General features: G+C 71.1%; 25 protein-coding genes and 1 pseudogene. 12 read left to right on the top strand and 14 right to left on the bottom strand.

Translation table 11 applies throughout. The features are described from left to right. Positions 1–39: 39 nt before the first annotated feature. From urtB to IDM40_RS12130, 4 genes are read left to right on the top strand one after another with little or no spacing between them, the layout of a single operon-like run. Positions 40–930, top strand: coding sequence for an urea ABC transporter permease subunit UrtB (gene urtB, locus IDM40_RS12145; RefSeq protein ID WP_193122202.1), 891 nt, complete (start codon positions 40–42; stop codon positions 928–930). Next, positions 927–2,039 carry an urea ABC transporter permease subunit UrtC gene (gene urtC / locus IDM40_RS12140; protein ID WP_193122079.1) on the top strand — a complete coding sequence of 371 codons (1,113 nt, stop codon included), beginning with the start codon at positions 927–929 and terminating at the stop codon, positions 2,037–2,039. The genes urtB and urtC overlap by 4 nt, the downstream gene beginning before the upstream one ends. After that, the gene (urtD, locus tag IDM40_RS12135) at positions 2,036–2,785 is read left to right on the top strand and encodes an urea ABC transporter ATP-binding protein UrtD (RefSeq protein WP_193122078.1); all 750 of its coding nucleotides are present in this window, start codon (positions 2,036–2,038) and stop codon (positions 2,783–2,785) included. Before urtC ends, urtD begins: the two co-directional genes overlap by 4 nt. After that, positions 2,782–3,489, top strand: coding sequence for an ATP-binding cassette domain-containing protein (locus IDM40_RS12130; RefSeq protein ID WP_193122077.1), 708 nt, complete (start codon positions 2,782–2,784; stop codon positions 3,487–3,489). Before urtD ends, IDM40_RS12130 begins: the two co-directional genes overlap by 4 nt. A gap of 60 nt (positions 3,490–3,549) precedes the next feature. Here the strand turns inward: IDM40_RS12130 and IDM40_RS12125 are convergent, their stop codons facing one another. The 3 genes from IDM40_RS12125 to IDM40_RS12115 form a co-directional block, all read right to left on the bottom strand. After that, entirely contained in the window at positions 3,550–4,008 is a 459-nt protein-coding gene (locus IDM40_RS12125; protein WP_193122076.1) for a Clp protease N-terminal domain-containing protein, read from the bottom strand. Positions 4,009–4,010: 2 nt separating this feature from the next. Next, complete coding sequence (locus IDM40_RS12120; RefSeq protein ID WP_193122075.1) at positions 4,011–4,208, bottom strand: hypothetical protein; 198 nt, start codon at positions 4,206–4,208, stop codon at positions 4,011–4,013. A 100-nt stretch (positions 4,209–4,308) separates the two neighbouring features. After that, positions 4,309–5,349 (bottom strand): acyltransferase domain-containing protein, encoded by a 1,041-nt coding sequence (locus IDM40_RS12115; RefSeq protein WP_193122074.1) that lies wholly within the window; start codon positions 5,347–5,349, stop codon positions 4,309–4,311. 118 nt (positions 5,350–5,467) lie between these two features. On the opposite strand from IDM40_RS12115, the gene IDM40_RS12110 reads away from it, so the two are divergent. Then, positions 5,468–7,075, top strand: a complete 1,608-nt coding sequence (locus tag IDM40_RS12110; protein ID WP_193122073.1) for an AMP-binding protein — start codon at positions 5,468–5,470, stop codon at positions 7,073–7,075. 27 nt (positions 7,076–7,102) lie between these two features. On the opposite strand, the gene IDM40_RS12105 is transcribed toward IDM40_RS12110, so the two are convergent. Further along, entirely contained in the window at positions 7,103–7,399 is a 297-nt protein-coding gene (locus IDM40_RS12105; protein WP_193122072.1) for a 4a-hydroxytetrahydrobiopterin dehydratase, read from the bottom strand. 436 nt (positions 7,400–7,835) lie between these two features. Between IDM40_RS12105 and IDM40_RS12100 the strand changes: the two genes are divergently transcribed. After that, entirely contained in the window at positions 7,836–8,195 is a 360-nt protein-coding gene (locus IDM40_RS12100) for a DUF742 domain-containing protein (protein WP_328807004.1), read from the top strand. Positions 8,196–8,251: 56 nt separating this feature from the next. On the opposite strand, the gene IDM40_RS12095 is transcribed toward IDM40_RS12100, so the two are convergent. Continuing rightward, on the bottom strand, positions 8,252–10,534 hold the full coding sequence (locus tag IDM40_RS12095) for a S9 family peptidase (protein WP_328807003.1): 2,283 nt from the start codon (positions 10,532–10,534) through the stop codon (positions 8,252–8,254). A gap of 158 nt (positions 10,535–10,692) precedes the next feature. Here IDM40_RS12095 and IDM40_RS12090 point away from each other — a divergent pair, with 158 nt between their 5' ends. The 3 genes from IDM40_RS12090 to IDM40_RS12080 are packed head-to-tail and all read left to right on the top strand — an operon-like array spanning position 10,693 to position 11,812. After that, a complete protein-coding gene (locus IDM40_RS12090) occupies positions 10,693–10,998 on the top strand; it encodes an ArsR/SmtB family transcription factor (protein ID WP_193122071.1) in 306 nt (101 codons plus the stop codon). Beyond that, the gene (locus tag IDM40_RS12085; protein ID WP_193122070.1) at positions 10,995–11,393 is read left to right on the top strand and encodes a VOC family protein; all 399 of its coding nucleotides are present in this window, start codon (positions 10,995–10,997) and stop codon (positions 11,391–11,393) included. The genes IDM40_RS12090 and IDM40_RS12085 overlap by 4 nt, the downstream gene beginning before the upstream one ends. Positions 11,394–11,434: 41 nt before the next feature. Continuing rightward, complete coding sequence (locus tag IDM40_RS12080) at positions 11,435–11,812, top strand: VOC family protein (protein WP_193122069.1); 378 nt, start codon at positions 11,435–11,437, stop codon at positions 11,810–11,812. Positions 11,813–11,864: 52 nt separating this feature from the next. Here IDM40_RS12080 and IDM40_RS12075 read toward each other — a convergent pair whose 3' ends face one another. Next, entirely contained in the window at positions 11,865–12,350 is a 486-nt protein-coding gene (locus IDM40_RS12075; protein ID WP_193122068.1) for a hypothetical protein, read from the bottom strand. A gap of 112 nt (positions 12,351–12,462) precedes the next feature. Beyond that, entirely contained in the window at positions 12,463–13,779 is a 1,317-nt protein-coding gene (locus IDM40_RS12070) for an MFS transporter (protein WP_193122067.1), read from the bottom strand. 196 nt (positions 13,780–13,975) lie between these two features. On the opposite strand from IDM40_RS12070, the gene IDM40_RS12065 reads away from it, so the two are divergent. Next, positions 13,976–14,986, top strand: a complete 1,011-nt coding sequence (locus IDM40_RS12065; protein ID WP_193122066.1) for a LacI family DNA-binding transcriptional regulator — start codon at positions 13,976–13,978, stop codon at positions 14,984–14,986. A gap of 80 nt (positions 14,987–15,066) precedes the next feature. Here IDM40_RS12065 and IDM40_RS12060 read toward each other — a convergent pair whose 3' ends face one another. Beyond that, positions 15,067–17,553 carry a beta-glucosidase family protein gene (locus IDM40_RS12060; RefSeq protein WP_193122065.1) on the bottom strand — a complete coding sequence of 829 codons (2,487 nt, stop codon included), beginning with the start codon at positions 17,551–17,553 and terminating at the stop codon, positions 15,067–15,069. Between the two features lie 187 nt (positions 17,554–17,740). On the opposite strand from IDM40_RS12060, the gene IDM40_RS12055 reads away from it, so the two are divergent. Further along, entirely contained in the window at positions 17,741–18,370 is a 630-nt protein-coding gene (locus IDM40_RS12055; protein WP_193122064.1) for a TetR/AcrR family transcriptional regulator, read from the top strand. A gap of 111 nt (positions 18,371–18,481) precedes the next feature. Here the strand turns inward: IDM40_RS12055 and IDM40_RS12050 are convergent, their stop codons facing one another. The 4 genes from IDM40_RS12050 to IDM40_RS12035 form a co-directional block, all read right to left on the bottom strand. Then, complete coding sequence (locus IDM40_RS12050) at positions 18,482–19,249, bottom strand: sulfite exporter TauE/SafE family protein (RefSeq protein WP_193122063.1); 768 nt, start codon at positions 19,247–19,249, stop codon at positions 18,482–18,484. Between the two features lie 190 nt (positions 19,250–19,439). After that, positions 19,440–20,069 carry an alpha/beta hydrolase gene (locus IDM40_RS12045; RefSeq protein ID WP_193122062.1) on the bottom strand — a complete coding sequence of 210 codons (630 nt, stop codon included), beginning with the start codon at positions 20,067–20,069 and terminating at the stop codon, positions 19,440–19,442. Then, a complete protein-coding gene (locus IDM40_RS12040; RefSeq protein WP_193122061.1) occupies positions 20,069–21,016 on the bottom strand; it encodes a ring-cleaving dioxygenase in 948 nt (315 codons plus the stop codon). Before IDM40_RS12040 ends, IDM40_RS12045 begins: the two co-directional genes overlap by 1 nt. A 189-nt stretch (positions 21,017–21,205) precedes the next feature. Then, the gene (locus IDM40_RS12035) at positions 21,206–22,447 is read right to left on the bottom strand and encodes an MFS transporter (protein ID WP_193122060.1); all 1,242 of its coding nucleotides are present in this window, start codon (positions 22,445–22,447) and stop codon (positions 21,206–21,208) included. A 70-nt stretch (positions 22,448–22,517) separates the two neighbouring features. Between IDM40_RS12035 and IDM40_RS12030 the strand changes: the two genes are divergently transcribed. Beyond that, a complete protein-coding gene (locus tag IDM40_RS12030; RefSeq protein ID WP_193122059.1) occupies positions 22,518–23,456 on the top strand; it encodes a LysR family transcriptional regulator in 939 nt (312 codons plus the stop codon). A 98-nt stretch (positions 23,457–23,554) separates the two neighbouring features. Here the strand turns inward: IDM40_RS12030 and IDM40_RS12025 are convergent, their stop codons facing one another. Then, positions 23,555–25,252 carry a serine/threonine protein kinase gene (locus tag IDM40_RS12025; RefSeq protein ID WP_235997535.1) on the bottom strand — a complete coding sequence of 566 codons (1,698 nt, stop codon included), beginning with the start codon at positions 25,250–25,252 and terminating at the stop codon, positions 23,555–23,557. Between the two features lie 253 nt (positions 25,253–25,505). Further along, positions 25,506–26,090, bottom strand: a pseudogene (locus IDM40_RS12020) (TIM barrel protein); the annotation flags it as partial. Positions 26,091–26,195 lie beyond the last annotated feature (105 nt).

The following is a 26,195-nucleotide window of genomic DNA, read 5'->3' as shown; positions in this document are numbered from 1 at the left end:
CGCCACCGCCCCGCTCCCCCCATGACGAAAGGAACCCCGGTGGAGGCACTGCTGACCCAACTACCCACCGGACTGGCCATCGGCTCCGTCCTGCTCCTGGCCGCCCTCGGCCTCAACTTCACTTTCGGCCAAATGGGCGTCATCAACATGGCCCACGGCGAATTCATCATGGTCGGCGCCTACACCGCGTTCGTCCTGCACGCCTGGATCGGCCTCGACCCCGCCACCACACTCCTGCTGGCCCTACCCCTGGCCTTCGCCATCACCGGCACCCTCGGATGGCTCCTCGAACTCGGCCTCATCCGCCACTTCTACGGCCGACCCCTCGACACCCTCCTGCTCACCTTCGGCATCGGCATGATCCTCCAACAAGCCGCACGCGACCTCTTCGGCGCCCCCAACGTCGACGTGCCCACCCCCACCTGGCTCACCGGCGGCATCACCCTCTTCGACACCGTCCGTATCCACCACTCACGCCTGTTCATCCTCGCCCTGGCCCTCACAGCCGTCGCCGCCCTGGCCTACTACCTCCACCGCTCCCGCCCCGGACGCCAAATGCGCGCCGTCATCCACAACCGCGACCTCGCCGCCACCACCGGCATCAACACCCGCAAGATCGACGCCACCACCTTCTTCATCGGCTCCGGCCTCGCAGGCCTGGCCGGCGTCGCCCTCACCCTCATCGGCCCCACCGGACCCACCCTGGGCACCAACTACATCGTCGACGCCTTCCTCGTCGTCGTCATCGGCGGCCTCGGCCAACTCCGCGGCACCGTCATCGCCGCCTTCGCCCTGGGCCTGCTCAACGCCACCGTCGAAGCCTGGGCCGACGCCTCCCTGGCCAAACTCATCGTCTTCGCCGCCATCATCGCCTTCCTCCAAGCCCGCCCCCAAGGCCTCTTCACCGTCAAGACCAGGTCCCTCACATGACACACACCCACCCCACCCTCACCAGATGGCGCGGCCCCATCACCTTCATCACCCTCCTGGCCGCCGCCCTCCTCCTACTCCCCCTCCTCCTCGAACCCTTCCGCCTCAACCTGCTCGCCCAATACCTCTGCTACAGCATCGTCGCCCTCGGCATCGCCCTGGCCTGGGGACGCGGCGGCATGCTCACCCTCGGCCACGGCGTCTACTTCGGCCTCGGCGCCTACGCCATGGCCATGCACCTCACCCTCGAACGCGCCGCCCACGACCCCCTCAACACCACCGGACTCCCCCAATTCATGCAGGTCACCGGGGCCACCGAACTCCCCCTGCTCTGGCAACCCTTCACCAGCGCCACCTTCGCCATCACCACCGCCGTCCTGGCCCCCGCAGCCCTGGCCACCCTCCTCGGATGGTCCGTCTTCCGCCAACGCGTCAAAGGCGCCTACTTCGCCATCCTCAACCAAGCCCTCGCCGCCGCCTTCGTGCTCCTCCTCATCGGCCAACAACACCTCACCGGAGGAACCAACGGCCTCACCGACTTCCCCACCTTCGCCGGCCACGACCTCTACACACCCACCGCCCAAACCACCCTCTACACCCTCACCGTCCTCACACTCGCCACCCTCTACCTCGCCTTCCGCCACCTCACCCGCAGCCGCTACGGAAAACTCCTCACCGCCATCCGCGACGCAGAAGACCGCGTCCGCTACCTCGGCCACGACCCCACCTGGCCCAAAACCCTCGCCTACGCCCTCTCCGCCACCGCCGCAGGCATCGCCGGAGCCCTCTTCGTCCCCATCATGGGCATCATCTCCCCCACCCTCATCGGCGTCATCCCCTCGATCATGATGGTCCTCGCCGTCGCCATCGGCGGCCGCTACTCACTCGCCGGAGCCGCCACCGGCGCCCTCCTCATCAACGCCGCCCAAACCACCTTCGCCGAAACCTTCTCCGGCACCTGGACCTACCTCCAAGGCGCCCTCTTCGTCATCGTCATCGCCCTCGCACCCCAAGGCCTCGCCGGCCTCACCACCACCCTCAAAAACCACCTCACCCCCACACCCCCCGAAACCACCACCCACCCCCAACCCCACAAGGCCCACACATGAGCCTCCTGACCATCACCGACCTCACCGTCACCTTCGGCGACTACACCGCCCTCGACCACATCAACCTCACCCTCACCCAAGGCGAACTCCGCTTCCTCATCGGACCCAACGGCGCCGGAAAAACCACCCTCATCGACACCATCACCGGCCGCACACGCCCCACCCACGGCCACATCACCTACAACAACAAACCCATCCACCACCTCCCCGAACACCGCATCGCCCGCAACGGCATCGGACGCACCTTCCAAACCAGCGTCGTCTTCGAACACCTCACCGTCGCCGACAACATCGACCTCGCCACCACACACCACCTCCGCCCCTGGCAACTCCTCCGCGCCCCACGCACCCTCCCCGACACCGTCCACCACATCCTCGACCGCGTCGGCCTCACCCCCCACACCCACCACAAAGCCGCCACCCTCTCCCACGGCCAACGCCAATGGCTCGAAATCGCCATGCTCCTCGCCGCCCGCCCCCAACTCCTCCTCCTCGACGAACCCGTCGCCGGCATGAACACCGACGAACGCACCCGCACCGGCCAACTCCTCACCGAAATCGCCACCGACCACACCATCGTCGTCATCGAACACGACATGGACTTCCTCCGCCGCTACGCCCGCGACATCACCGTCCTCCACGAAGGCCGCATCCTCACCCACGGCGACCTCACCACCATTCAGAACCACCCCGAAGTCCAACAGGTCTACCTCGGCCACACCCCCCACCAGGAGCACACCCCATGACCACCACCCCCGCCCTCCACCTCAACCACCTCAACGCCGGCTACGGCCGCGCCCACGTCCTCTTCGACATCGACCTCACCATCCACCCCGGCACCATCGCCGCCATCATGGGCCGCAACGGCGTCGGAAAAACCACCCTCCTCAACACCATCGCCGGCCTCATCACCCCCACCCAAGGCACCATCACCCACCACAACACCGACATCACCCACACCCCACCCCACACCCGCATCCACCACGGCCTCGCCTACGTCCCCCAAGGCCACGACACCTTCGCCCCCCTCACCGTCGCCGAGAACCTCCACCTCGCCCACCAAGCCAACCCCCGCTCCCACCCCCACCCCATCGACCACGCCCTCCACCACTTCCCCCGCCTCCAACCCCTCCTCCACCGCAAAGCAGGCCACCTCTCCGGCGGACAAGCCCAACAACTCAACCTCGCCCGCGCCCTCATCACCCGCCCCACCACACTCCTGCTCGACGAACCCACCGAAGGCATCCAGCCCTCGATCGTCACCGAGATCGAGAACGCCATCACCGACATCGCCGCCCAAGGCATCACCATCGTCCTCGTCGAGCAGTACCTCGACCTCGCCCTCCGCCTCGCCGACACCATCACCGTCCTGGACGCCGGCCGCATCACCCACCACGGACCCCGCACCGAACTCGACCACGACAGCGCCCACGCCCTCATGGCCATCTGACCCCGCACATGCGCAAGGGCCGGCCCCCACGGCCGGCCCCGCACACCCCTCTCCCTCAGCTCACCGCTCCGCCAACTCCGAATACACCACCCCGCGATCCACACCCAGCTCGTCCAACAACGCCGACACCGGCTCCGGCGCACGCACCACCACCAACCGCACCAACACCTTCGACCCCAGACCCCCGCCCGGAGCCTTCCGCCCCACCCCCTTCAACACCGCCTTGGCACCGGGCGTCAACGGCAACTTCTCGTCGACCCTCCCCCGCGCCACACCATCAGCCCGCTCCACCCGGACCCCCACCGAGGCCAGCGCCCGCACGTCCAACGCCGCCAGGGCCCGCCGCGCCCCGTCCAGGTCCACACCCTGCTCGGCCAACACCTGCGCGGCCCGACCGCGCTCCTCCGACAACAGCGCCAACAACAGGTGATCGGTCCCCACCTTGCGGTCGCCGCGGGCCAGGGCCTCGGCCTTGGCGTCCAGGTACAGCTGACCGCCGCTCTCGCGCGTCTCCACCATCGTCAACCTCCGTACTTGGTGTGCACCGACTGCCGGGTCACCCCGAGGGCATCGCCGATCTGCTGCCACGACCAGCCCGCCTGCCGGGCCCGGGACACCTGTTCGGCCTCGACCCGTTCGGCCAACCGGCGCAGAGCCGACACCGCACGCAACCCCTCCTCGGGGCCGCCGGTCCCCTGCTCGGTCATCTTCTCGTCCATGCATGTCAGTATGGACTGACAAGACCACCATGTCAACCCATACTGACAACCCATCGGGCCCAAAAAAAGGGGCCCACCCACCGGCAGACCCCTCACACCCCTAAGACAACCGCACCCAACCCGTCCTCACCCACCACCGACCACCCGCCACCAACCGATCCACCACCGCACGCTCCAACCGCGTCCCCCGCGGAACCCGCTCCACATCCACCACCGGCGACCCGAACACAAAACGGAACACATCCGACTCCCCCGCACGCCCCTCACCCACCAACGTGAACCGACGCTGAAAAGCCACAATGTTCGACCCCTCCCCCAACACCTCACCCCACTGCGGATCCAACAACCACGACGTACACGTGGCCACCACCGGATCAAAACCCAAACACCCACGCGCGAACGCCCGCGCACGCCCCAACGACTCATCCACACCCGCCGGATCCAACCCACCCGTCGGAATGTGCAACCTCAACACCGGACCCCCCACACCCATCCCCTCACCCAAACCAGCAGCCTCCGCCTCCCCGTACCACTCCACCCCCGACTCACTCACCAACCGAGCCGGCTCCAACTGCAACCCCCCGACCCGGAACAACCCACCCCGGAACTGCAACGCCACCCACCCAGACGTCTCCAACGACAACCAACCCCACATCACCCGCGACCGCCGCACCTGCGCACCCACATCCGCCAACGTCCCCACCGTCACCGAACGCGGCACACCCCACCGCCCCTGCACCTCCAACTGCACCGCAACCATCGCCGCGAACGCCCACAACGACGCCACCCTCAACCGCACATCCGACACATCCACCAACGACGGCCACCACCGGAACCGCCCCACCGGCAACTCCGCATCCGCCCACAACCGCCGATACATGCACTCCACGACATGCCACAACTCCGCCGACCACGCCCCCGGAGACCCACCACGCCCCCCACCGGCATCACCCGGCCACAACGCCTCCACCTCCTCCCGATCACGCCCCTCCAACGCGAACAGATCCAACACCCGCGCAGCCTCATCACCCACCGGCACACACAACGGCCGCCCCGGAGCCGGCAACCGCTCCGCCTCCTCCAACCACTCCCCCACATCCGCCGACAAACCGAACCGATCCACCACAACAGAGCTCTCCATGGCCCCATCCTCCAACCACGTCAACCACCCACGCGAGTGAGGTCCCCCTCACAGGTGGGCATAGTGTTGACGTAACACGGCCAAACCCACACACCACCGAAAACGAGGACCACCACCGATGCCCGACCCCGCACAGCGCGTGGCCGACTGGCTCGCCACCTACGACACACCCACCACGTCGGTGTCCCACCTGCTCTGCGACCGCCACGACCCCCACGCCACCGCCATCACCGAGATCGGCCCCACCCTCGCCCCCACCACCCTCACCTTCGGTGACCTCCAACAACGCTCCCGCGACCTCGCCACCGGCCTCGCCGACCTCGGCATCGGCCAAGGCGACCGCATCGCCACCCTCCTGCCCAAAGGCATCGACCTCGCCGTGACCGCCCTGGCCGTGTGGCGCCTGGGCGGGGTCCTCGTCCCCCTCCTCTCCTCCTTCGCCCCCTCCGCCATCACCGAACGCCTCACCGGATCCAACGCCCGCCTCGTCATCTGCGAGGACGAACAACGCGGCAAACTCGACACCGACACCCCACCCCCCTGGCACATCGCCACCATCGGCCCCGAACCCACCCGCAACGGCGACCACACCCTCGCCGCACTCTCACAACGCGGCCACGGCCCCGCACCCGAGACCGCCGTCGGCGGCGACGGCCCCATCGCCGTCGTCTTCGTCTCCGCACCCGTCGGCCCACCCCGCGGCGTGGTCGTGCCCGCCCGCGCCCTGGCCGCCATGCACTCCCACCACCACTACGGCCTCGGTGTCGACGACGAGGACGTCTACTGGAACACCGCCGACCCGGGCACCGCCCACGGCCTCTACCACGGCGTCATCTCCCCGCTGCTGGCCGGGCACGCCTCCCTGGCACTGCGGGCCGGCTTCTTCGACCCCGAACTGACCCTGGACGTGCTCGGCATGTACCAGGTCACCAACCTGGCCACCGACCCCACGACCTACCGGACCCTGCGCGCGGCCACCAAGACGCTGCCGCCCGAGGTCGTGGTCCAGCGCCTGTCCAGCGCCGGCGAGCAGCTCTCCCCCGAGGTCATCGAGTGGGTCACCGACATGTTCGGCGTCCCGGTGCGCGACCACTACGGGCAGACCGAACTGGGCTGGTGCGCGGGGGTGCCCAACGGCGACACCGGCGAACCGGAACAGACGCTGGTGCCCGGGGCGGTCGGCGGATCCCTGCCCGGGTGGAAGGTGCAGGTGCTCGAGGCCATCAGCGACGAGCCGGCCCCCGTGGGCGCCTACGGGCGTATCGCCGTGGACCTGCGGCAGAGCCCGCTGTCCTGGTTCACCGGTTACCTCGACAACGAGGCCGCCTCGCAGGTGCGTTTCACCCCGGACGGCGACCACTACCTGACCGGTGACACCGGCATCCTGGACCGCGAGGGCCGGCTGCACTTCTCCACCCGCGACGACGGTGCGATCCTCACCCACGGGTACCGCATCGGCCCCTCGGAGGTGGAGACGGTGCTCAACGAACACCCGGCGGTGGAGGAGTGCGGGGTCTACTCGGTGCCCGACGAGATCGCCGGGCAGCTGATCGGCGCCCGCATCGTGCTCGCGAGCGGGTTCGAGGCCCGCGACGGGCTGGCCGAGGAGCTGCGCGAGTGGGTGTGTGAGCGCTTCGCCCCGCACGCCGCTCCCGCGGAGGTCGACTTCGTGGCAGAGCTGCCGCGAACGGCTTCGGGCAAGATGCGGCGGGCCCGGCTGCGCTGAGGGCGGCCGCCCGGGCCCGCCGGCGGATCAGCCCTGGTGGTGGGGCACGAGTTCGTCGATGCGGGCGGCCAGGCCGATGTCCTTGTCGGTCAGTGCGCCCTCGGAGTGTGTGCTCAGGGCGAGGTGGACCTTGTTGTAGCGAATGTCGATGTCGGGGTGGTGGTCGACCTGCTCGGCGACCTGCGCGATGTCGTCGACCAGGGCGATGGCGTCGGTGAACCCGGGCAGACGGACGGTGCGGTGGATGACGGGTTCGGCGCCCTCGCGCCGCCAGTCCTGGAGCCGTGCCAGGCCTTCTTCGATCTGTGCGTCGCTCAGAGCCATGGGACTCTCCCCCTTCGTAGTCGGGTACCTGGCCTGTCCCTACCCAGTGGGCCGCAGGTGTTGCGTGTGCGGCGCGGTCTGTCTGTGGTCGGTGCGGCGTAGCCGCGCGATTGTGTTTGAAGCTTTTTTTGAGAAAAGCCGGGGAGCCTTTACAGTGTAGATTTTATAGTGGCCGCATGCGGCCACGACGAGGTCCACCTGGGACGACGGCCCACATCCACGCCCCTCTCGTGTCGCAGGCCTTGCACCGGCGCTCCCCCGACGGTTCACTCTGGGAGACCCCGGTCACTCCCCCACCCCAGGCAGGGACGGCCCGTCCCCGCCGCTTCTCCCCCGGAAGCGAGCCCATGGCCCACCACGCACACCCACGTCCCCTGCCCCGAGCCGGCGCAGCCCACGGCACACCCCTCCCCTCCCCCACGCAGGGGGTGGCCCGGTGAGCGGGCTCTGGCCACGGGAGCCGGAGGCGGCCCTGATCCGCCCCTACTCACTGACCGGCGGGCGCACGCTTCCCTCCCGCGAGGACCTGCCCCTGGACGCCCGGGTGGTCGCGGTCCCGGCGGTGGAGGAGCCGCACGTGGACACCGAGCTCCGCGAGATCCTGGCGCTGTGCGTGCGCCCGGTGACGGTGGCCGAGGCGGCAGCACGGGTCGACCTCCCGTTGGGTGTGGTGCGCATCCTGCTCTCGGACCTGCTGGACCGCGGCCTGATGGTGGTCGACGAGGTCGGGACCGAGCGCGAACGGCCGAGCATGGAACTGATGCGTTCGGTGCTCGACCGCATCCGAGAACTCTGACCCCTCCCCCGCCGTCGCCGTCGCCGTCGCCGTCGCCGTCGCCGGGGAGGATGGTCTCAGGACGGGATGAGCGCCCACTCGGGCATCGGCGGGAGCGGAGCGATGCGGTAGGCCGGGGGCTCGACGCCATGCAGGTGGCGCACCAGGTAGTCCCACGTCCGCCGCGTGATGTAGTGGTAACGGCCGGTCAGACCGTGGTCGACCCCGGGCACGAGAAGCATGTCGACGTCGGCGTCGGCCTCGATGAGCGCGTCGACCAGGCGCAGGCTCTGGTAGTGCAGCACGTTGTCGTCGAGCTCCCCGTCGATCAGCAGGAGCTTGCCGCGCAGGTTTGCTGCCAGGTGCGTGTTGACCATGGCCCGGCGGTTCTCCGGGCTCGGCTCGCCGCAGAACTGTTCGGTCCAGAACGGCAGGTAGACCGAGAAGTCGTGCGCGCCGGTACGCGCGACCCCCACGGTGTAGAAGTCCGGTTGGGTGAGCAGGGCACGGGCCGTGGCGAACCCGCCCCCGGAATCGCCGGTCATGGCCACCCGGCCGGTGTCCAGCCAGGGGTGGCGCTCCCCCAGTTCGCGGATCGCGGCGACGTGGTCGGCCAGCGCCGCCGACATGCCAAGGTCACCCGTGTAGGAGTGGTCCAGGAACCCCTTGCTGCGCAGCGGGGTGCCCCGGCCGTCGATCGCGACCACGGCGAACCCGAGCGCGGCCAGCGCCTCGGGCTCCCCGGTGAACAGGTTCCCGAACGCCGGCGAGGCCCGGTGCGTGTTGGGTCCGGGGTAACAGTGGTCGATGACGGGGTAGCGCTTGGCCGGGTCGAAGCCGTGCGGACGCCACAGCACCCCGTGGATCGGAGTGCGCCCGTCGGCAGCCAGGGTGCGGAACCGCTCGGGCGGGCTCCAACCCGCCGCTTCGAGCGACGCGGTGTCCGGGGCCTCCAGCTCGACCAGCAACCGCCCGTCGCCGTCGAGCACCCGGGCCTGCGGCGGCGTGGACACGTTCGAGGCCCGGTCCAGGAGGTATCCCCCTTGCACAGGGCTGACCGCGTCGTGGTCGAGGTCGTCGTCGGTGAGCCGCACGAACCCACTGCCGTCGAGGTCCACGCGGCAGATCTGTCGGACGTAGGGGTCGTGGGCGTGGAGTCCGCACGCGAGGAACCACACCTGACGGCGGTCCTCGTCGACCCACAGCACCCGGTGGACCAACCACGGACCCTCGGTGACCCGCTCGACCCGCCCGCCGTCGGCGGAGTAGAGGTAGAGATGGCCCCAGCCGTCGCGTTGGGACCACCACAGGATCTCCCCGGAGTCCAGCACACGCATCACCGGCGGCAGGTGCAGGTAGGGCGAGGGGTCCACCCGGGTGCGGTCGGTCTCGGTGACCAACGTCGTGCGCGCGCCGGTGAGCGGGTCGAGACGGCGTAGTTCCAGGGTGCGCCCGTCCCTCGACTGGTGCAGGACGTGGATCGCGCTGCCGTGCCGGCCCGTCCACCACCGTCGCGAGAGGTTGTGGACCGAGAGGACCTCCGGGTCGCCCTGTTCGCCGACGACCTGTCGGGAAGCGACGTCGAGCACGCGCCACGACACCGTCGCCTGGGCCTCGTCGCCCGGCATGGGGTAGCGGATGTGGTGCGCCACGGGCCGCCCGCCCCCGGGTGGGGCCGACTCCACCAACACCTGTTCGGGCAGCCCCCGCTGGTCGATGCGGTGGGTGAGCAGCCGGGTGGAGTCCGGGGACCACTCGGCCACGAGCGGCGCGTTCAGGCCCTGCAAGGGCAGCGACACCTTCGTGGCGGCGTCGGGCAGGCCGCCGTAGTCCCAGTCCGGTTCCGCGTCCTCGGTGAGGGGGAACTCCTGCCGGCCGTCGCGGCTGCGCACCCACACGTCACCCTCACGCCGGAACGCCACCCATGCCCGGTCGGGTGAGGCGACCTCGCCCGGTCCCGCGGGGTGGTCGTGCTCGATCCGGGTGCAGGTCGCGGTGTGGTCCGACCATTCCCAGCGGGCGTCGAACGCCGAGAAGCGGATGGTGCCGGCGTCGCTGCCCGGGGTCTCGAAGGCGAGGGACGTCAGAGGTAGGTCGTCGGCCCCGACCGTGTGTCCGGAGCTCTGTGACAGCGCTTGCGCCAGTCGTTCGTGGTCGAACGCATCACGTCTGGTGCCCGCCGTCGGGTCGACCACGACGTGGCGTGTCCCCGACCGGTACCAGAACCGCGTGCCGTCGACGGACCACTGCGGTGCGACGGAGGCACCGGGTAGGAGGCGGTCTCTGTGGGGTGCGAGCATCTGCTCCGCGCGGGCATAGTCGGCGGCGTCGGGGCGTGTTCGTTCAGCCGGATCGTTCACGGGGAGGCCTTCCGCTGGTGGTGCTTGGCTCCGCCCATTAAAAAGGGTGACGTCGCGTCGGACTCAAGCGTCAGGCGGCCGACGATCCACGTCACCCATCTCCCCGATGACCTGCAGCGTCATTGACATGCAAGTGAGTGCTTGCCTATAGTGGGGCCGTGACTGACGCCTTCAAGGCCCTGGCCGATCCCACCCGCCGCACGATCCTCGACGAACTGACCGCACGCGACGGTCAGACGCTCTTCGAGCTCTGCGCGCGGCTGACGACCAACCACGGGCTCGCCTCCTCACGGCAGGCGATCTCGCAGCACCTGGAGGTGTTGGAGTCCGCCGGGCTGGTGCGGACCAGGCGCGAGGGCCGCTACAAGTTCCACGAGATCGACACGGCCCCGCTCGAACCGATCGTCGAGCGGTGGCTGCGCAGGCCGGGCAGTGATCCCGGCGGAACAGGGGAAACATCATGAGGATCGCTCTGGCCAACGTCTTCGTCGACGACCAGGAGCAGGCCCTGCGCTTCTACACCGAGACCCTGGGGTTCGTGAAGAAACACGACGTTCCCCTGGGTGAGGCGCGGTGGATCACCGTGGTCTCGACGGCGGCCCCGGACGGGGTCGAGCTGGTGCTCGAACCCAGCGGGCACCCCGCGGTGAAGCCGTTCAAGGAGGCCCTGGTGGCCGACGGGATCCCCTACACCTCGTTCGACGTGGACGACGTGCGGGGCGAGTACGAGCGGCTGCGCGGGCTGGGTGTGGACTTCACGCAGCCGCCGGTCGACATGGGCGAGGTGACCACCGCGGTACTGGACGACACGTGCGGCAACCTGATCCAGCTCGCCGAACACCGCGGGCAGGCCGGCTAGCCGACACACACGAGGAAGCGCGGAGAGGGCGGGACCCAACCATGGCATGCCGTATCAGTGAGCTCGTGATCGACTGCCACGACGCCGAGGCGTTGGCGCGGTTCTGGTGCGAGGTGTTGGACCACGTCGTGCTCGACCGGCAGGAGGACGGCATCGAGATCGGCCCGCGCGAGGGGTTCGGCGGGGCGCAGCCGACGATCATCCTGAGCCCGACCGAGGAGCCCAAACAGGGCAAGCTGCGGCTGCACCTGGACGTCAACGCCACCGACCGCGACCAGGACGCCGAGCTCGATCGGCTGTTGGCGCTGGGGGCGCGGCGCGTGGACGTGGGGCAGAGCGGCGAGGAGCCCTGGTACGTGCTGGCCGACCCGGAGGGCCACGAGTTCTGCCTGCTCAAGGCGCGCATCGACCCGCTCTGAGCACGCGGTGCACCTGTGGGGCCCGGCAGCACTGCCGGGCCCCACAGGTGTGTCAGGCCACGTCGCCGTCGATGGCGAGCTTGAACTGGGCGTGTACGAGGCGGCGGCCGCTGCTGTCGTCGTGGGCCACGGCCAGGGCCAGGGGCGTGTCCGGATCGACGAAGATCTCGTGGTGTTTGGTGAAGCACTGCATGCCGGGGCTGGGCGCGCGGTGGTCGGTGGCGGTGGCGTCGGAGCCGTCGGCGAGGTCGAGGGGGTCGCGTACGAAGCGGTCGCGCAGTTCGCTGTAGTTGCCGCTCTCCCACTGGACCATGGCGGTCAGGCTGGCCCAGCCGGCGACGGTGGGCCAGATCAAGCCCGAGCGCGGGTCGGAGTCCCAGTCCTCGATGGTGTGGCCGTCGGGCTGTCGGACCTGGTGCATCTCGTGGGTGTCGGAGGACTCGGCGTCGCCGAAGGGGAAGCGGACCACGTGGTAGGCGCCGTCGGCGGGCACGGTCTGGTCGGTGTCGCGGATGAGGGAGCAGATGTGGAGGGTCACGGGTGGCCTTCCCGGTCTGTGGGTCCCGTGTCGGGGGTGAGCGGGGCCCTCCTGTGGTGTCGTACGCGAATGTTGTGCCCGGTGGGAGGGGTGGGCCAACCCAGGAGTGTGTTCAGCGCACACCTTTGACGAAGGCGATGGACAGGGCGCCGAGGAGTCCGACACCGGCGCCGACCAGGAACAGGGAGCTGTACCCGCCCACGTGCAGGATGATCATCGAGGCGATGAAGGGGGCCATGATCTGCGGGCCGGCGGCCGCGATGTTGAGCAACCCCATGTCGCGGGCGTAGTTCTCGTGGTTGGGCAGCACGAGTGTGGCCAGGGCGGTGTCCACGGCCAGGAAGCAGCCGAAGGCGCCGCCGAGGGCCAGCCCGAAGACGATCATGCCGGTCCAGGTCGGCGCGTAGTACGGGATGAGCATCGCGAGCGCCGAGGCCACCCCGGAGACGAGGGTGAAGAGTTTGCGCCGGTCGAGGCGGTCGGAGAGGGGCCCTCCGATCGCGGCGGTCACGACGGTTCCCACGGCGCCGAGCGCGGTGACGATGGGGACCGCGGCGGCCGGGGAGATGCTGTCGGGCAGCTCGATGTAGTAGTCGAAGATGTAGAGCTGGTAGCCGATGATCAGGAAGTAGCCGAGGAAGAGCAGGGCCCGCCCGATCAGGACCAGGGCGAAGTTGCGGTGGGTCAGCGCGGACAGGAACCGGCCCAGGGCGACCAGGGGTGCCACGCGCTCGGCGGGCGGGGGCGGGGGCGGGGGCAGCTCGTCGCCACGGGGGTCGTGGGTGAAGGCGCAGAGCAGGACGACGGCGGCCACGGCGACCCCGCCGAGCGCGATGTAGCCGAGTTCGATGCGTTCGGTGAACAGTGCGGCGAGCCCGGTGCCGAGCACGCCGGCCACGGAGAGCGCCATGCCCATGACCGAGGCCACGGTCCCGCGCCTGTGGTCGGGCACCCGGTCGGGCAGGATCCCGGTCAGGGCGGCGTGGCAGAGGTTCATCGTGGCCTGGGCCAGGCACCAGCCGAGCAGGACCATGAGCACGGAGTCGGCCAGCCCCAGCACGACGGCGGCCAGGAGGGCGGCCAGGGCACCGCCGACCATCCACGGGTTGCGCCTGCCCCAGCGGGTGCGGGTGCGGTCGGAGAGGGCGCCGCCGATCGGGTTGAAGAGGGTGCCGAAGACCGCTGCGACACCGGTGACGATCCCGAGGTTGGCCACCGCGGCCTCTTCGTCGCCGGGGTGCAGTCCCTGGATGTGCAGGGGCAGCAGGACACCCGAGATCCCGATGTAGAAGGCGTAGACGGCGAGGTTGCCGGCGCCGAGGAGGGGAACGAGCCGGACCAGTCCGCGCCGTCCGGTGGGCGGGGCACCGAGGGCGGTTCCGTCGGGGCGGGCGGCCGCGTCCGAGTCGGGGGGTGTGTGTTCGGACATGTGACAGCTCCCTGCTATCAGGGGTCATGGGGGTGGAGAGCAGCTGTACCGGCGCCGGTTATTCGATTAATCTAAGTTACACGTTTAACCGAGTCAATGACCTGTTCACACCCGGTTCACACACGCACCCCTCCCCCGGCTGCCGCGCATCTCCTGCCGGTACCGGCGGCCCGAACCGACAGGGCAAGATAGCGCTATGACTTCGATCCGCCCACGGCCCGCCACCCTGACCGACATCGCCCGCAAGGTGGGGGTCTCGACGGCGACCGTGTCCTACGTCCTCAACGACGCCCCTGCGGGGCGCCGCATCCCCGAGGCGACCAGGACCCGCGTGCGCAGCGTCGCCGACGAGCTCGGTTACGTGCCGCACGCGAGCGCGCGTTCGCTGCGCAAGGGAACCACCGACCTGCTCCTGCACGTACAGGCCGACATCGTGCAGGGCCCCCTGGCCGCGGACTTCGTGCACGGGCTCACCCAGAGCGTGCGCGGGCTGGGGTACACGCTCGTGCAGTACGGGGCCGAGCGCCACCGCGGGGTCAAGGCGGCGCGCAGCTGGGCCGGGATGCGCCCCGCTGCGGTCATCGCCCCCCGCGACCGGCTCACCGAGGCCGGCACCGACGTCCTGCGCAAGGCCGGCATCCACGTGTTCGCCGTGGGTGTGGCCCCCGAAGAGAGCGCGGGCACGGGTGTGTCCACGCTCAACATGGACCACCGCGGTCTGGGGCACACCGCCGGCCGGCACCTGGTGGAGCGCGGGTACCAGGACATCGCGGCCCTCGTGCCGCGGACGCAACTGCTCGCCCGGATGGGGAACGAGCGGCTCACCGGCCTGAAGGAGGTGGCCGAGGACCAGGGCGCGGCCGTGCGACCGGCGGAGATGGACTGGACCCCCGACTCGGCCGCCGACGTGGTGGCCGGGTGGCTGGAGGACGGCCTGCCCGACGCCGTGTTCGGCTACAACGACGAGTTCAGCGGGCTGCTGCTGGGGGCGCTGCTGGACGCCGGGGTCCGTGTACCCGAACGTGTGGCACTGGTGGGCGCCGACGACACGATGGTCTGCCGGATGCTGCGCCCGGAGCTGACGACCGTGCGCATGGAGTGCCAGGGCCACGACGAGGTGGCACGCAGCATCGTGGGCGCGGTCCAGGAGGACACCCAGGTGCACCTGTCGCCCTGGTCTCCGGTGCTGGTGCGGCGCCAGACCTGAGACAGGACTGCGGGGCCGGCCCGCACCCGTGTTCGGTACGCGCCGGCCCCCCGCAGTGGCCCTCGGGAGGACCGTCGGGTTCAGGCGACCCGGATCTGCTCGGTCAGGCGGGTGTCGTGCAGGGAACGGCCCACGTGCAGGTCGTAGCCGCCGGGGACGTACTCCCACTCATCGGCGTCGGCGGCCCAGGTGCGCACGGCCTCGCGCGGCAGCGTGACGACGGCCTCGGCGCTCTCACCCGCCGCGGCGGTGACCGTGGCGAAGCCGGCCAGGGTCCTGGCGGGGCGATCGCCGGGCTCGTGCGGGGCCAGGTAGACCTGGACGACCTCGCGGCCGGAGCGCTCCCCGGTGTTGGTCACACGCACCCGCACGGTGGCCAGCACGGGAAGACCGTCGGCATCGGTCTCACCGGGCTCGGCCGGGGACGCCTCGGCGGAGTCGTAGCGCCACTGGGTGTAGGACAGGCCGTGCCCGAACCCGAAGGCCGGTTCCGCGTCGGCGCGTTCCCAACCGCGGTATCCCACGTGCACACCCTCGGCGTAGTCCAGGGCGCCGTCCTCGGGGGTCACCGACAGGACGGGCACGTCGGCCTCGCGGGCGGGCCAGGTGGTGGGCAGGCGGCCGGAGGGGTCATGGTGGCCGAGCAGGACGTCGGCCAGGGCACCGCCGAGTTCCTGCCCGCCGAACCAGGTCAGCAGGATCGAGGACACGTCCCCGCGCCAGGGCATCTCCACCGGGGAGCCGGCGTTGACCACGGCCACGGTGTTGCCGTTGGCCTCGGCGACGCGCGCCACCAGTTCGTCCTGGCGCCCGGGCAGGGCGAGGGAGGCGCGGTCGAAGCCCTCGGACTCCACCTCGGCGGTGGTGGCCACCAGCACGACGGCGGTGTCGGCGCCCCGTGCGGCCTCGACGGCCTCCTCGATGAGGGTGTCGCCGTCGGGCATGGGTTCGCGGTGGGTGAGGTTGAAGCCGATGAAGGCGAAGTCGCCGCCGACGTTCTTGGCGGCGTCCTCGCGGACCACGCTCAGCCGGACGGGCTCGCCCGCGGTGAGGTGGACGGGGTGTGTGGTGGCGGGCGGGTCGAACATGGCCGCGGCCGGGTCGTCGCCCTCGAACGCGAGCTCGCCCTCGAAGACGGTGCGGCCGTCGACGGTGAGTGTGTAGGTGCCGGCGCCGGTCACCCCGACCAGGTGCTCGCCGGTGGTCTCGGGGACCAGGGTCCCCTCCACCTCGATGCGGTCGAGTTCGCCCATGGTCACACCGTCGGGCAGTTCGCCGATCCAGCGCGCGGTGCCGTCGGACAGGGGGTCCGTGCCCAGGACCCGGCCGTCGGTCGAGTGGAAGGTCGCGGTCAGGGGTGTGGCCACGGCCGGCAGGGCGGCGCGCGGGTCGGCGCCCACGGCGTAGGTGAGTTCGACGTCCTCGGGCAGGGCCTCGCGCAGTCCTTCGAGCGGGGTGACGGTGCGCTCGGCGAAGACGCTGGCGCTGCCTCCGCCGCTGGTTCGGGCCTCGGAGGCGGCCAGGCCGATGAGGGCGATCCTGCGTGTGCGCGCCGTGTCGATGGGCAGGGCGCGGTCGTTGTTGCGCAGCAGGACGAAGGAGCGCGAGGCGGTCTCGCGTGCCACGGCCCGGCCGTCGAGCGGAGCGGGGCGGTCGGCGTGGGGGACGGCGGGTGGGGTGCCCTCGAGCAGGCCGACGCGGGAGGCCAGCAGCAGGACCCTGCGGGCGAGGGCGTCCACGGCCTCCTCGGGGACACGGCCGTCGCGTACGGCGTCGATCAGGTGGTGTCCGTAGACGGTGTTGGGCCCGGGCATGGCCACGTCGAGCCCGGCCAGGGCGTCGGCGACGGTGTCGCGGGCGGCCGTCCAGTCCGAGACGATGAAGCCGTCGAAGCCCCATTCCTCGCGCAGGACGGCGTTGAGGTCGGTGTGTTCGGTCATCGTGGTGCCGTTGACCCGGTTGTAGGCGGACATCACGCCCCAGGGGCGGGCGCGGTTCACGATGTGTTCGAAGGGGGCGAGGTAGATCTCGCGCAGGGTGCGCTCGTCGGCGCGGACGTCGACGGTGAAGCGGTCGGTCTCGGAGTCGTTGGCGACGTAGTGCTTGACGGTGGTGCCCACGCCGCCGTCCTGGACGCCCTGGACGTAGGCGGAGCCGATCTCGCCGGTCAGGTAGGGGTCCTCGGAGAAGGTCTCGAAGTGGCGCCCGCCCAGGGGTGAGCGGTGCATGTTGACGGCGGGTGCGAGCAGGACGTGGACGCCCTTGCGGTGTGCTTCCTGGGCGAGCAGGTGTCCGACGCGGCGGACGAGGGCGCGGTCCCAGGTGGCGGCGATGGCGGTGGGGCTGGGCAGCTGGACGGAGGGGTCGTCGGGGCTCCAGTGTTCGCCGCGCACGCCCACGGGGCCGTCGGACATCACGAGCCGTCCCAGGCCGATGGCGGGGTCGGCGGGCAGGGCCCACATGGAGTCGCCGGAGAGCAGGCGGACCTTGCCTTCCAGGTCGAGGGCGTTCAGGGCCTGCTCGACGCGCTGCGCGCGGTCGGTTCGGGGGTCGTTCGGTGCGCTCATGTCGCTCCCTGGTCGGCGTGGGCGGAGCGCCCCAGCAATTTACCTACTGAGCACTCGGAAAAATGTTGCCCTCAGGTTAATCGCTTAACTTCCGGTTGTGAAGCACCCCTGCGCACCCCATACCTGCGAGGGCCCCGTGGACCGGCGCCCAGCCGGTGCTCGGCGGGGGACACGTAACCTTGGCCCGATGAGCGAGAACCCACCTGCCCCTGTCCCGGAACGTCCGCGCCGCGGCCGGGGCAGGCCGCCCGCCACCGACCGGCGCCGACAGATCGAGGACGCGGCGCTGGAGGAGTTCGCCGAGCACGGGTTCCGCAACAGTTCGCTGGCGGCGGTCGCACAGCGGGTGGGCCTGAGCCAGCAGGGGCTGCTGCACCACTTCCCGAACAAGGAAGCGCTGCTGGTGGCGGTGCTCGCACGCCGCGACGCGGTGGACACGGCCGACTTCGGGGGCCTGCGCGACATCGACCGGCTCACGGGCCTGGCCGAACGCAACACCGAGCGCCCCGGTGTGGTGCGCCTGCACGCCCTGCTCACCGCCGAGGCGGTCACCGACGACCACCCGGCCGGCCCCTTCTTCCGCGCGCGCTACGAAGAGCTGCGCACACGTGTGGCCGAGGCCGTGCGGGAATCGGAGCACGAGGAGGCCCCCGCGCCGCAGCCGACGCCCGAGGAGACCGCCGCCTTGCTCGTCGCGGCGATGGACGGCCTCCAACTGCAGTGGCTCCACGACCCCGAGGCGGTGGACATGCCCGCCCTGCTGGGGTTGCTCACGCGGGTCCTGTACGCACACCGGGGCGGGGCCGAGCAGGGGTGAGGCCGGGGGCCGACAGGGCGGTTGCGTTTGTGTTCTCTCCCGCCGGTGAGGGTTCGAGAGATTCGGACGTGTGAGCCCGCCGTGGTTCCGTTCTGTTTCCTGGAAAGGGGATCAGGCGAACAGGCCCCAGCCCATGCGCATGAGCAGGGCGAGCACGACCACGAGCAGGACGGCGCGCACGAATCCGCTGCCGCGCTTGAGGGCGGTGCGGGCGCCGAGTTGGGCGCCGATGATGGTGCACACGGCCAGGGTCAGGCCCAGGAGCCAGTCGACGTGGCCGCCGACGGCGAAGACGACGAGGGCACCGAGGTTGGTGCAGGCGTTGACGATCTTGGCCGAGGCCGAGGCGGTCAGGAAGTCCAGGCCCAGGACGGCGGTGAGGGCGATGATGAGGAAGACGCCGGTGCCGGGGCCGATGAGGCCGTCGTAGAAGCTGATGCCGAGGCCGGCCAGGGCGATGGTGGCCAACAGGCGGTTGCGCGTGCGCAGACCGGGGTCGGTGGCGGCGCCCATCGTGGGGCGGAAGTAGACCATCAGGGCCACACCGGCGAGCACGACCATGATGATGGGCTGCAGGACCTCGCTGGTCAGGGCGGTGGCCAGGCCCGCACCGAGGCCGGATCCGACCAGGGCGAGCAGGGCGGTGGGCACCACGAGGCGCGGGTCGACCCTGACTCTGCGGGCGTAGGCGACGGCGGCCGAGGTGGTGCCGAAGACCGAGGCGAGTTTGTTGGTGCCCAGAACGGTGGCCAGGGGCGCGTTGGGGGCTCCCACGAGGAGCGCGGGCAGCAGGAGCAGCCCTCCTCCCCCGACGACGGCGTCGATCCAGCCGGCGGCGAGGGCGACGGCGAGCAGGAGGCCGAGGATCTCGGGTTCCATGCGTCACCGTCCCCGGGACGGGAGTGAGCGGGTCATGGGTTCTTTCTTGGTGGGGGCACCCGGGGGGAGGGTGTGTTCTGTCTGGGGGAGAGTACACAGAAATGTCGCCCTTACGGTGTAGATCCCAACCGGGGCGAAGGGGGACGGCGGCGCCCGGGGTCAGGGGACGCCGCCGCCGATCAGAAGCTGTTCAGAAGCCGGACTCGGAGAACCAGGAACGCGCCTGAGCCAGGACGTCGGGCGCCAACTGGTGCCCGCCCGGGTGCTCGCGCTCGGTCACCTGCGCACCCCGCTCCTCGAGCTGGCTGCCCAGCAGTCTGGCCTGGTCGATGGTGGTGATGGGATCGGCCACACCCGAGCCCAGGAAGACCTTGGTCCCGCTCAGGTCGACGGGGTCGGGCTCGCGCCCCTGCAGGGGTGCACCGGCGGCGAACAGCGCGGCCCCCGACACCACCCCGGGGTGGAGCAGCAGCAGGGCGGCCCCGGTGTTGGCGCCGTTGGAGAACCCGCTGACCACCAGGCGCTCGGGCGAGAGCGCGTAGGCCTCGATCGCCTCCTCGATCCACGCGGCCAGGTGGTCCGTGCGCTCGATGAGGTCGTCGACGTCGAAGACACCCTCGCGCAGGCGGCGGAACCACCGGTTCATCCCGTTCTCGTCGACCCGACCGCGCGGGGACAGCAGCGCCGCCCCGGGGGCCAGCGCGCGCCCCAGGGGCAGCAGGTCGTGCTCGTCGGCGCCGGTGCCGTGCAGCAGCAGGACGGTGGGCGCGCCCGGCTCGGTGGCCGGCTCCCACACGTGGACGTAGTCGTCGACCGCCATCAGCGCACCTCCAGGTCGGGCAGGGACGCGGCGATCTGCTCGTGGCGCGGTTCCAGCCACGGGGGCAGCTTGAGGGAGCGGCCCAGTTCGAGCAGGGGTTCGTCGTAGTCGAAGCCGGGGCCGTCGGTGGCGATCTCCAGCAGCACTCCCCCGGGTTCGCGGAAGTAGATGGAGGTGAAGTAACTGCGGTCGCGGATCTCGGTCACGCCGACGCCGTCCTCGGCCAGCGTCTGACGCCAGGCCTCCTGGGCGTGGCCGTCGGGTGCGCGGTAGGCGACGTGGTGGACGGTTCCGGCGGCGACCAGGCCGCGTTCGGCACTGGGGCGGGCGAGCACGTCCACGATGGTGCCGACGCCGTCCTCTGCGGCGTTGGTGCGGAAGCGCAGGCGCCCCTGGTCCTCGCTCTCCAGGCGGAAGCCCAGCTGCCCGTGGAGCATCTCGACGGTGCCGTCGACGTCCTGTTCGGTCATGGTGACCGAGCGGATGCCGCGGATGGCGTGCTCGGTGGGGACCTCTGCGCCGTCCCAGGGTTCGGTGTCGTGGTGGTCGGTGGAGGCGGCCAGTTCGATGAGCAGGCCGTCGGGGTCGCGCAGGGTGAGTACGTCCTCCTCGCCGCGTTCGGCGGGCCGGCTGGTGGGCACGTCGAGGGCGGCCAGGTGCTCGGCCCACCAGCCCAGGGAGCCCTCGGGCACGGAGAAGGTCGTGGTGGTGGCCTGGCCCGCGCCGAGGCGTCCCTTGGGCGCGCCGGGCCAGGGGAAGAAGGTCATGATGGTGCCGGGGTTGCCCGCGCGGTCGCCGTAGTAGAGGTGGTAGGTGTCGGGCGAGTCGAAGTTGACGGTGCGCTTGACCATGCGCATGCCCAGCGCGTTCAGGTAGAAGTCGGCGTTGGCCTGTGGGTCGCTGGCGATGGCGGTCACGTGGTGGATCCCCGCCGGGCGCACGTCCATGTCGTCTCCGTTTCCGTGGGGCTCGCCGGTGGTCGGCCAATGTTGTTGAATCTTAAACTACTTCGGTTCGGGCTGTCTTCCCCCACCGTGCCCGGGGCCGGGTCCCCTCTCGCCCAACGGCGCCCCAAAACACGTGTGCCCCTCCCCCGGGCGCGGATCCGGGGCAGGGGCACTGGGGCGCGGCCGGGGTCAGGGGGTGGCGGGCCCGGCGGGCAGGCGGCGCAGGCGCAGGGCGATGAGGCCGGCCAGGGTGGTCAGGGCGGCGGCGAAGGCCAGGGAGCCGTTCCAGCCCACGGCGTCGTAGACCAGGCCGCCCATCCACCCGAACAGGCTCGAGCCCAGGTAGTAACAGAGGGTGTAGATGGCCATGGCCTGGGTGCGCCCGTGCACGGCCCGGGTGCCCACCCAGGCCGAGGAGGTGGCGTGGGCGCTGAAGAAGCCGTAGGTGAGTACGAGCAGGGCGGGGATCACCGCGGCCAGGTACGGGGCGGTCAGGCCGGCCAGTGCGGCGACCATGAGCACGTGGGCCAGGGTCAGGACGGTGTAGCCGCCCCAGCGCACGGTCATCGATCCGGCGGCGGTGGAGCCGACCATGCCGGCGGTGTAGGCCAGGAAGAGCAGGGAGGCCACGGCCTGGCTCAGGCCGAAGGGCTCGTCCATGAGCCGGAAGCCGAGCAGGTTGTAGACGGTCATGAAGGCGCCCATGAGCAGCAGGGCCTGGGCGTACAGGGGCAGGAGCCCGCGGGTGGTCAGGGCCGAGCGCAGGCGCGGCCCCATGCCCTCTCCCCCGCCGGTGTCGGGGCGGGAGGCCGAGGCGCGGGCGTGGGGCCGGGGCAGGACCAGGACGAAGACGGCCAGGGCGACCAGGCCGAGCAGGGTGTTGGCGGCCACGCCCCACTGCCATCCCCCGTACTCGGCGGCCATGCCGGCCAGGAGGCGTCCGCCCATACCGCCGAGGGGGTTGCCGGCGATGTAGAGGCCGGTGGCGCGGGGGACGTCGGCGGGGTGGATCTCCTCGGACAGGTAGGCCACGGCGGCTGCTGGGACCCCGCCCAGCGCGGCGCCCTGCAGGGTGCGCAGGACCAGCAGGAGGACGAGGTCGCCGGCGAAGGGGGCGAAGCAGCCCAGGAGGGTGGCCAGGAGCAGGGAGAGGGTGATGACGCGGGCGCGGCCCAGGCGGTCGGCCAGGCCGCTCCAGACGAGGGTGAAGCCTGCCATGCCGCCGGTGGCCAGGGAGACGGTGAGGGCGGCCTGGGCGGCGGTGGTGTCGAAGCCGTGGGCGACGGCGGGCAGGATCGGTTGGACCGACCAGAGTTGGGCGAAGGTCGCCACGGCGGCGGCGACCAGGGCGATGACCGTGCGCCGGTAGGCCGGTGTGCCGGCCCTGGGGCGTGCGTCGCGGTCGGGTGTGGATGTGCTGGTCACGGTCATGATTCCACGCTAGGAACGCGCGTTTTCATACGTCCAATGCATGATTTCACGTTGATGCATACTGGTTTGCATGGATTCTCCCGAGGCGGACCGGTTCCTGGCGGCCCTGGTGCCCCGGTTGCGGATGATCAGGGCGGTGGCGCGCACCGAGCACATCACCCAGGCGGCGGAGTCGTTGCGTATGCCCCAACCCACGCTGAGCAGGGCTTTGTCGCGGCTGCAGGACGAGCTGGGCCTGGCGCTGGTCGAGCGCACCGGGCGTGGTGTGCGCCTGACGCGGGCGGGGCGGTTGCTGCTGCCGCACGTGGAGCGTGCGCTGGAGGATCTGACCCGCGGGGTGTCGGAGATCACCGGCGGTGAGCAGGGGCGGGTGGCGTTGACGTTCCTGCCCACGCTCGGGGTGGAGGTGGTGCCGGCGCTGTTGCGCGGGTTCCGGGTCGAGCACCCGGGCGTGCGGTTCAGTCTGACGCAGGAGCCGTGGGCGCAGTCGTTGCGGCGGGTCTCCTCGGGCGGTGCGGATCTGGCGTTGACCTCTCCCCTGCCCGCGGTCCCGGGGTTGGTCTCGTCGGTGCTGCACACCCAGGCGTTGCGGTTGGTGGTGCCCGAGCAGCACCGGTTGGCATCGGCGACGGCGAAGGTGGTGCCGTTGGCGGCCGCGCAGGAGGAGTTCATCCTGCTCAAGGAGGGGCGGGGTGTGCGGCACCTGACCGACCGGATGGGTGAGCGGGCCGGGTTCACGCCGCGGGTGGCCTTCGAGGCCGACGACATCGCGACCGCGCGCGGGCTGGTGGGTGCGGGGTTGGGGGTGTCGGTGCTGCCGGCGCGGCCGGAGGGTCCGTTGCCCGGGACGGTGGAGTTGGCGATCGCCGACGGCGACACCGAACGCCCGTTGGGGGTGGTCTGGCCTGCGGAGGGGTCCGGAGGCGGGTACGAGCCCCCGGCGGTGCGGTTGTTCCGCGACTACGTGCAACGGGTGGGGCCCCGGGTGATCCCCGACCTGACCGGGTGAGGCTCGGGAGACAGCACAGGGGCGGGGCCGCGGTGTGCGGCCCCGCCCCTGCGGTGTTCTGTTCGGGGTCCGGGTGGTGCTCGGGCCCCGGGCGTGGTTCAGGCCCAGAAGCCGAAGCTGTACAGGAGCCCGTTGGTGGCGGCGATGACGGCCAGGGCCAGCACCGAGCCCACCACGTAGGAGGTGCGCAGCGAGCGGATGAGGTACTCCAGCGAGACCAGGTTGTTGAGCAGGAAGTAGCCCAGCATCGTGGCGTGCCAGAAGGAGTCCATGGACAGGGGCTCGAAGTAGTAGGGCGTGCCCGTCCACACGTCGGTCTCGGTGGTGAACCAGGACCAGGCCAGGGCGGCGCCGTACCCGAGCGGGATCTGGATGAGCGGCAGGATCAGCAGCGGCAGGAGTTTGACGAAGCTCCACAGGCCGGGCTGTCCGGCGCGGCGGGCCTCGGCCTGGGCGCGGCGGGTGGCGTCCTGTTCGGCGCGCAGGCGTTCGCGGTGGGCGCGTTCGGCCTCCTGCTGCCGGCGCTGGTCCTCCTGCTGCCGGCGCTGTTCTTCCTGTCGGCGGCGCTGCTCCTGTTGGCGCTGGGCCTGTTGGGCGGCCGGGTCGGGGGTGGCCGAGCGGCGTTCGCCGTACAGGTCGGCGTAGGGGTCCTGGTCCTGTCCCTGTCCGTACTGGGCGGTGGGCGGGCTCTGCTGCTGGGTGGCCGGCAGGGGCGCGGTGCCCTGCTGGGACTGGTGGCCCATGACGGAGGTGGCGTCGCCCGCACCCTGGCCGTTCTGGTCGGCGGGTGCGGCCTGGGTGGGGTCGTCACCGCTCAGGGCGTGCGCGGCCGCGGCGCCGGCGGCCACACCGGCGGCCCCGCCCAGGAGCGCGGCCCCGCCCGGGCCCATGCCCTGGGTGCGTTCGTGGGCGGCGGTCTCGCCGGCGGAGGTGGCCAGGGCCTTGTTGACCTGGGCGACCTGTTCCTGGACCCCGCTCATGACGGCCGGGGGCAGCCAGGAGGTGCCGGCGGGCACGTCGCCGACGTAGTCGAGGATCTGCCCGGGGGTGGGGCGCTGGTTGGGGTCCTTGGCCAGGCAGGCGGCGACCAGGCGGCGCAGGCCGTCGGGCAGGCTGCTCAGGTCGGGCTCGTTGCTGATGATGCGCATGACCATCGTGGGCATGTTGCCCTCGCCGAAGGGGCCGGTGCCGGTGGCGGCGTAGGCCAGCACGGCGCCGTAGGCGAACAGGTCGCTGGCGGGGGTCATGGTCTCGCCCTGGACCTGTTCGGGGCTCATGAACCCGGGGGTGCCGATGACCGACTGGGTGGCGGCGGTGCCGTCGGTGGCGCGGGCGATGCCGAAGTCGATGACGCGGGGCCCGTCCTCGGCCAGCAGGACGTTGCCGGGTTTGAGGTCGCGGTGGATGAGGCCGGCGCGGTGGATCTCGGCCAGGGCCTCGGCCAGTCCGGCGGCGAGCACGCGAATGGTGGGCTCGGGCAGGGGGCCGTGGTTCTGCACGGCGTCGTCCAGCGGCAGGGAGGGCACGTAGGAGGTGACCAGCCAGGGCACCTCGTCCTCGGGGCCGGCGTCGATGACCGGTGCGGTGAAGGCTCCGCTGACCTGGCGGGCGGCGTTGACCTCGCGGGCGAAGCGTTCACGGAAGGAGGCGTCGGCGGCCATGTGCGGGTGGATGCGTTTGACGGCCACCGCGCGGCCGCCGCCGGAGCGTCCGAAGAACACCTGACCCATCCCGCCGGCGCCCAACCGGCCGATCAACCGGTACCGGCCGATGCGTTCCGGGTCGTTGCTCTCCAAAGGACCCAACGTCCTCAACCTCCGACTCTGACGTGTCTGTCTTGCCTGCGGCCCCAGTGATCGTAGCCAACCGCGCGCGGCGTCGGGGACGCCGTTCCGTTGCGGGGCGGGCCGCGGGTGGGAGGGCGCCCAGTCTAGGCGGCGCTCTCGCGCCGGGGCACCCTCTCACTGTGTGACCCGTGTGGGCCGCGCGGGGTTCACGCCGATCGGTGAGGCAGGCAGGTCGCAGGGCTGCTCGGAGGTGCGGCCGCGGTCATTCGCTGGGTGTCAGGTGGCGGCTGACGGGGGCGTGGGCGGCGCTCTGCAGGCGGCCGCGGCCTTCGGGGCGGAGCCAGGAGAAGTCGTCGTGGTCGGGGCCGGCGCTCTTGTACTCGAGTCCGATGTTTCCGCGGTAGCCGGTCTCGTGCAGGGCGTCCAGGACCCGGCCGTAGGCGATCTCGCCGGTGCCGGGTGCGCCGCGGCCGGGTGCGTCCGCGATCTGTACGTGCGTGAGGGAGGGGGCGTGCCGGCGCAGGGTGTCGATCAGATTCCCCTCCATGCGCTGCATGTGGTACGCGTCGTAGAGCAGTCCGAGCCGGTGGCCGGTGTCCTCTCCGACGCGGTCGATGAGGTCGAGGGCGTGCCGCGTGCGCACCAGGGGGTAGCGCGGGCTCTCGATGGAGTTGAGGGGCTCGATCACGACGGTGGCCACGTCCTGGGCGGTGCGGGCCGCCAGTTCCAGGTTCTCGAGCGCGCACTCGTCCTGCCGCCAGGGTGCGGCGTCGTCCAGGCGGTTGCCGTAGAGGGCGTTAAGCACGGTGCATCCGGTGCGTTCGGCGATGGCCACTGTGACCGGGACGTTGGCGCGGAAGCGGTCTCAGGGCCCGGCCCACGGGTTCCCGGGTGGCCGCCAGTGGCCATCATCGGCGGAACCGGGACGGGGGCGCAGCGGGAGATCTAGGGT

The organism is Nocardiopsis coralli, from assembly GCF_014892575.1.
GTDB classification, from domain to species: domain Bacteria; phylum Actinomycetota; class Actinomycetes; order Streptosporangiales; family Streptosporangiaceae; genus Nocardiopsis; species Nocardiopsis coralli.
The sequence above is the reverse complement of the archived record's forward strand: the minus strand, read 5'-3'. Positions and strand labels throughout refer to the sequence as shown.